We start from the raw sequence: 6,000 nt of genomic DNA, 5'->3' as shown, positions 1-6,000 counted from the left end.
TTACTCTTTTTTTTGGAATGAAGCCTTAAATTCAGTTAATTCTCGCTTATATCGACGGGGGCTCGTCACAATCTCGTTATCCCAGCGTATCTGCTCTAATTCTTCATAATGTCTTGGAAAAATACGTTCTGGATGAATCTTATGAGAACAGAAAAGAGTTGGACACCACATCAAATCAGGGCGCCCGATTTTATATGCTGTTAGCGGAACCAGCACTCCCAAACAATTTAATAGCAGAATTTCCATTTTAGTTAAAATCTCTCCACAGCAGTGGAGATGGGCGGAATTATAGACAGTCTCATTTAAATTGTAGTGTTCTTCGATCCTTGTTCGAATATTATAAACTTTTTCAAGGGTTTTACTCTCTGCGGTGTCAACAAAGCGCAAATAAAATCTATAATGCTTCTTTTTAGTCACCATCACACCACTAGAAATGTTATTTTTCAGAGGGATAATTGGATAGATGCCAAATTTAAGATATGCAAATTAAAAATTATAATTAAGTCGACCTCAGATTGAAGAATTTATAAACAAGATGGAATATTTTTAACAAATTCTTTGAAAAATCCGAGTTCAACAAAAAAAGAATTGAGATAATTCAGATTTGAGTCGGAGATATATAAATAGGTTTCAAAAAAGCGTTCAAATTAAAAAAGATGAAATTTACTCATAAGAAAAAGAGATATGAAAAAATTTATTATGAATTAACAATTGCATGTGAAAACCCTTACAATAAAATATGCGATTATTCCACTTAAAGGCTTCAGTACCTTTATTCTCTCACCTTTAGCAAAAAAATCAATTAAATCTATCCATCTTTTTAATTAAAATATCTTTATTTTCATTTTACAAGCTGACTTTTTTTTGGAAAATGTTTATTCAAAAAAAAACGATTGCTTAAAAATCCACCCCATGCACAAGAAAACATCGCAAATGCACCTATTAAATCTAATAAACCAACAAAAAGTTTTTCTCCATTCATTAAAGCAATGATATAAAATGCCAATTCTATTAATAAGATACTTATAAACGATATCCAAAAAGCTCGTTTCCAAGTCCCAGCAAATAATCCAGTTAAAAAGAAGGGAAATATAATAATAAAAATTATATATTCATAAGATTGTTCATTTATTACTTTTGTTTCCATCAAGTATTGATAAATAGAATTAATCGTTGGAACAAAATAAGTAATTGAAAAAGTTAATCCAAAAAGAAGCAATGCTAAAAGGATAAAGATTGATTTAGTTCTGGGAAGTGTTATTGGAAACTTTCCTCCTCTAGTTATTTCACTAATTGGAAAATCTTCAATAAGATATGAATTCTTTTCTTCATCCTTCGGATATTGCTCGTTGAAAGCTTTCAAGATTTTTCCATTTAGTTTTTTTGCTGGAATTTCCCCATCGCCTTGATCATAAATACCGACTGCAAATCTTTCTTTCATCTTCTTTTCATATGTTAAAATCATAATTCCATTTTCTAATTCTAACACTTGCATTTCATCCATGAGCGTTTCTTTTGAAAATTGAATTAATACTGTAATCAATCCTGAAAGCAATTGAAAATTAATTTGATGCTCCGACACTTCTCGGTGCCATTCATAAATACCAATTCCACTTTGTTCTAAGATGAAAAAATCCTTTAACATGATTATATTATTATTTAAATGAACAGTTATTAAAGAATATCTTCTGTAAATACAAATTAACCCTAACTATCAACATTAGGAATATTATAACAAATAAAGATAAGGTGATTCTTTTTTTAGTGAATTAAGTTAGCTTTGATTAATATCAAACAATTCTACACTAATCTGTATTGATTAAAAAAATCTTATTCTCAGTGAAAATTTAAATCCAGATCATTCGTATAAACAAGATTTACGAAAATAAATTAAATTTTCTTAACTAAATTTTCATAAAAAAGGGTTCTCATTACTGTAAATATCAAAATGGGTCAATTTTTTTATTTATGAGAAGGGTAAATATTCGATATTATTGCAGTTTGAGAACCCTTAGTTATTATCATTCAATTTTTAATTTAAATTCTGATGAACCATTGGTTCCTAATCTCAATTGATTCAATTAATTTCAAATATATTCTTCTTATTCGATAATTAATCTTATTCATTATTTTTTTTTCTTTTTCCAATTTTTAATTCTTTCAATCTTTTTAAATTGTTCATAAAGATAATCCTTAATTATATAACTTGCTTAACTTTCTTTGAAAAATGCCCAAATTAATCCGTATTAATTTAGCAAATAATGATATTCAAATTGAAGAAATAAATGAAGATCATCACTATTATTATTTCGGTGGGAGAGCTCTTTCTTCAAAAATTATATCTGAAGAAGTCAATCCTCAAGTAAATCCATTAGATGAATCTAATAAATTAATTATTGCTGCGGGTTTATTAACAGGAACACCTTGTCCAAATTCTGGAAGAATTTCGATTGGGGCAAAAAGTCCATTAACCACAGGTATTAAAGAATCAAATGTTGGTGGGAGAGCTCCCGCATTACTTGGTCGGCATGATATTCGAGCTCTGATTTTTGAAAAAAAGGCAATTTCATGGAAAATCTTAATTGTAGATGGAGAAGGTAATCTTAAACTTCAACCTGGTGACCATTATCAAGGAATGAATAATTATGAATTAGCAGATGCCTTAAAAAAAGATTTTGGACCAAAAATTGGTTTATTTTCAATAGGAACTGCAGGTGAAAAGCAGTTAAAAGCAGCATCTATTGCTTCAATTGATTTGGAAGGTTATCCTTCACGACATGCTGGACGAGGAGGCATGGGTGCAGTGATGGGCTCAAAAAAATTAAAAGCAATAATTATAATGCCTCCAAAAAAGAATAGGTTGACTTATATAGATTCAAAATCTTTTAAAAATGAAGCAAAATCTTGGGGTTTATCTGTATACAAAGCAAAACGACTTTTTTCGCAATTTGGTACTTTAATCGGTCTAACTACTATGAATTCGCTTAAGGCTCTTCCGACTCATAATTTTAGGCGTGGATCATTCAAGGATGTTGAGAAAATAAGCGCAGAAACACTGTATGATTATATTCAAACCAATCATGGCAAATCTGGTCTTGCATGTTCTCCTGGTTGTGTTATTAAATGTTCAAATTTGGTAAAAAATTCAAAAGGATATCACATTACTTCAAGTTTGGAGTATGAAACAGTTGCATTAAATGGATCAAATCTATTAATTAAAGATATTGAAAAATTAGCAGAAATTGATCGTGCTTGCGACGATGTAGGTGTTGATTCAATCGAAATTGGTAATGCAATGGGAGTATTTATGGAAACGGGAAAAATTAAGTGGGGAGATGCTGATAACGTTATTAAACTTATAAATGAAATTGCTATTGATAACCCAGATAGTCTTACAATTGCAAATGGAGCAGTAAATACTGGAAAAGTGTTTAATATTAAACGAGTGGCTCAAGTAAAAGGGCAAGGAATTCCAGGATATGATCCACGATCGTTTAAGGGGATGGGCGTTACATATCTAACATCACCAATGGGTGCTGATCATACAGCTGGTGCAGCTATTACAGGTAGAGTACCTTATCCAGATAAAGAATATGGAAAAATAACCGAAGCAGAGCACAAAGTTGAACTATCAAAAGGATTACAAATATTCACCATGATCCACGATTCTATTGGTCAATGTTACTTCATGAATCCGACATTTCAATCGACTCCTCATATTGTTAGATTGTTAAATGCAAGGTTTGGATGGAATCTGACACCAGAAAAGCTGATTGAATGGTCAAAAACATGGTTGAAAATTGAAAGAGATTATAATGAAAAAGTAGGACTATCTCCGATAGATCAATTTCCAGAATTTATGATAAATGAACCTCTTGAAGATAACCAAGAGCGAAAATGGGATGTTTCTGAAAGTGAATTAGGAAATTTTTGGGGAGAATTTTAAATTGAATTCAACTAATATTTAATCTTAATTAAGGATCATTGATTAAAATGCGATTTGCAACGATAAATTATAAAAACAGTGAGCAATTGGCTGTATATATAAAATTAAACCAAAATAACGAAGTTTTTTTTATACCAATTGAAGTACTAAACACTTTTTTCAATGTAAATTGGGCTCTATCCATTGAAGAACTCTTGAATTCTAATTTTTTCGATGAATTTTTAAGTTGGATCCAAAAGAAATATCAAGAAATTCAGAGGAATATAATCTCTCAAAATTTAAATGCAATTTTAGCTCAAGAAGTTAAATTTTGTCCACTCTATCGAAATCCTTCAAAAATTTGGGGTATTGGACTAAATTATAAGGATCATGCTAGAGATTTAAATGAAATTGCTCCAGAAACGTTCCCAGCCAGTTTCATTAAAGGAAAAAATACAATTATAGGTTATCAAGATCCTATTATCATTCCTGCACTTTCCCATAGAACTACAGGTGAAGCAGAATTGGGAATAATTATTAAAAAGAAATGCAAAAATGTTCCGCGTTCAAATTGGAAATCAGTGGTGGCAGGATTTGTTCCTATTTTGGATATGACAGCAGAAGATATTTTACGACAAAACCCTCGTTATCTAACGCTAAGTAAAAATTTTGACTCCTTTTTCAGTTTTGGACCCATTTTAATAACTCCTGATGAATTTCCTGAAATAGCTAAGATAAAAGTTTCCACTGTTATAAATGGGCAGATTCATGCCAGCAATTTCATTTACAATATGACGTTTCCTCCAGATTATTTGGTTTCTTTTCATAGTAAAGTAATGACACTTTATCCAGGTGATATAATTTCAACTGGAACCCCGCGTGCAGTGCCATTAAAAGATGGTGATGTTCTTGAATGTCTTATCGATGGATTTCCGACTCTTGTCAATCCAGTCATTAAAGAAAGTGAAAAATAATTCGTGTATTTTAATCAAATTAAATTGTTGAAAGTTGAAAGTTGAAAGTTGAAAGTTGAAAGTTGAAAGTTGAAAGTTGAAAGTTGAAATTTTAGATCTTAGAATAGATCTTCAGCAATATTTTAATCTGTTTTTTTGTAGATAAATTATCCCAATCATCAAGAACAAGATTGAAATGTGTAAAAAGCTGTTTCTTTAGTAGTGTGTAATATTCATGCTCAATTTTACGTTCCTTTTCAACAATTTTATTTATAAATTCAATAGGTAAAAATAACTCATTGTTTTCTTTTTTTTTTTGAGGAAGAGCTTGAAATAAGGAATTAATAATTCTACATGAATCATACATATTATGTAATTGAACAGAATCTTCTAATATGCAATATATAAATGGGAAAAAACGGCATTGGTCAGGGCGCGCAGAATACACATTACATTTTTTCGATTTCGAATTGTAAAATGGGCAACCTTTTTTTTTTTGCATGCGAATAGAAAACACAGGAACGAATTTTGAAATTTCTGTTAATAGAAAATTTTCATCACGAATAAAATATTCATATTCAATTATTTTTAGATATCTTGAAATGAGTAATTTTGGATTTATTTGAAAATTTTTGAGCAAGCGGTGAAAATCTAGTGGAAATATTAGTACATCTCCCTCTTGTGAGGCAGTACAACAATTTCCACAATTATTACATTTCTCCATTAGTTTTTTTCCAAATAGATGATAATTTTCCATAATTAACTCAATAAATTTAATGATAACATAACTTTTATTAATTTATATTTTCTTGTTTAAAACCAAACTTATTCGCACTAACTGGTTGGATAGAGTTCAATTATGGAAATTGAATAACCTTATTATATTTAAATAAGAAATTTATATATTTATTGATTTTAAACTTATTTGCACTAATCTATTCCATAAAAATTAACTAAATTCCAATTCAGGTAAATTACTCAAAATTGTAAATGTATCTTTATGAATGAAAATGCTTCTGAAATGATTTTTTAAGCTTCTCTTGAATTCTTAAGGCGTTTTTTAAAATAACTCTTTATTTGCAGAACAATAAAATAAGAAAAAGAAAAAATGTGTTATAAAAT

At 29.5% G+C, this 6,000-nt stretch carries 5 protein-coding genes; 2 read left to right on the top strand and 3 right to left on the bottom strand.

What is annotated here, in order from left to right; genetic code table 11:
* Positions 1-420: a hypothetical protein gene (locus ACXLDF_RS13235; RefSeq protein ID WP_457559013.1), complete on the bottom strand. Its 420-nt coding sequence runs from the start codon at positions 418-420 to the stop codon at positions 1-3.
* 421 nt (positions 421-841) lie between these two features.
* The gene (locus ACXLDF_RS13230; protein ID WP_457559012.1) at positions 842-1,645 is read right to left on the bottom strand and encodes a hypothetical protein; all 804 of its coding nucleotides are present in this window, start codon (positions 1,643-1,645) and stop codon (positions 842-844) included.
* Positions 1,646-2,227: 582 nt separating this feature from the next.
* Here ACXLDF_RS13230 and ACXLDF_RS13225 point away from each other — a divergent pair.
* Both ACXLDF_RS13225 and ACXLDF_RS13220 read left to right on the top strand, forming a co-directional pair.
* A complete protein-coding gene (locus ACXLDF_RS13225) occupies positions 2,228-3,946 on the top strand; it encodes an aldehyde ferredoxin oxidoreductase C-terminal domain-containing protein (protein ID WP_457559011.1) in 1,719 nt (572 codons plus the stop codon).
* Between the two features lie 47 nt (positions 3,947-3,993).
* A complete protein-coding gene (locus tag ACXLDF_RS13220; RefSeq protein WP_457559010.1) occupies positions 3,994-4,899 on the top strand; it encodes a fumarylacetoacetate hydrolase family protein in 906 nt (301 codons plus the stop codon).
* 91 nt (positions 4,900-4,990) lie between these two features.
* Here ACXLDF_RS13220 and ACXLDF_RS13215 read toward each other — a convergent pair whose 3' ends face one another.
* Positions 4,991-5,635, bottom strand: a complete 645-nt coding sequence (locus tag ACXLDF_RS13215; protein WP_457559009.1) for a YkgJ family cysteine cluster protein — start codon at positions 5,633-5,635, stop codon at positions 4,991-4,993.
* Between the last annotated feature and the right edge of the window lie 365 nt (positions 5,636-6,000).

It is taken from the genome of Candidatus Harpocratesius sp. (genome assembly GCF_054039255.1).
Note: the sequence above shows the minus strand (reverse complement) of the source record. Positions and strands in the feature narration are given on the sequence as shown.

Coding starts and splice junctions, on each gene's coding strand:
- ACXLDF_RS13230 (WP_457559012.1), bottom strand. CDS start 1,645: ATGTTAAAGGATTTTTTCATCTTAGAACAAAGTGGAATTGGTATTTAT.
- ACXLDF_RS13235 (WP_457559013.1), bottom strand. CDS start 420: ATGGTGACTAAAAAGAAGCATTATAGATTTTATTTGCGCTTTGTTGAC.
- ACXLDF_RS13220 (WP_457559010.1), top strand. CDS start 3,994: ATGCGATTTGCAACGATAAATTATAAAAACAGTGAGCAATTGGCTGTA.
- ACXLDF_RS13215 (WP_457559009.1), bottom strand. CDS start 5,635: ATGGAAAATTATCATCTATTTGGAAAAAAACTAATGGAGAAATGTAAT.
- ACXLDF_RS13225 (WP_457559011.1), top strand. CDS start 2,228: ATGCCCAAATTAATCCGTATTAATTTAGCAAATAATGATATTCAAATT.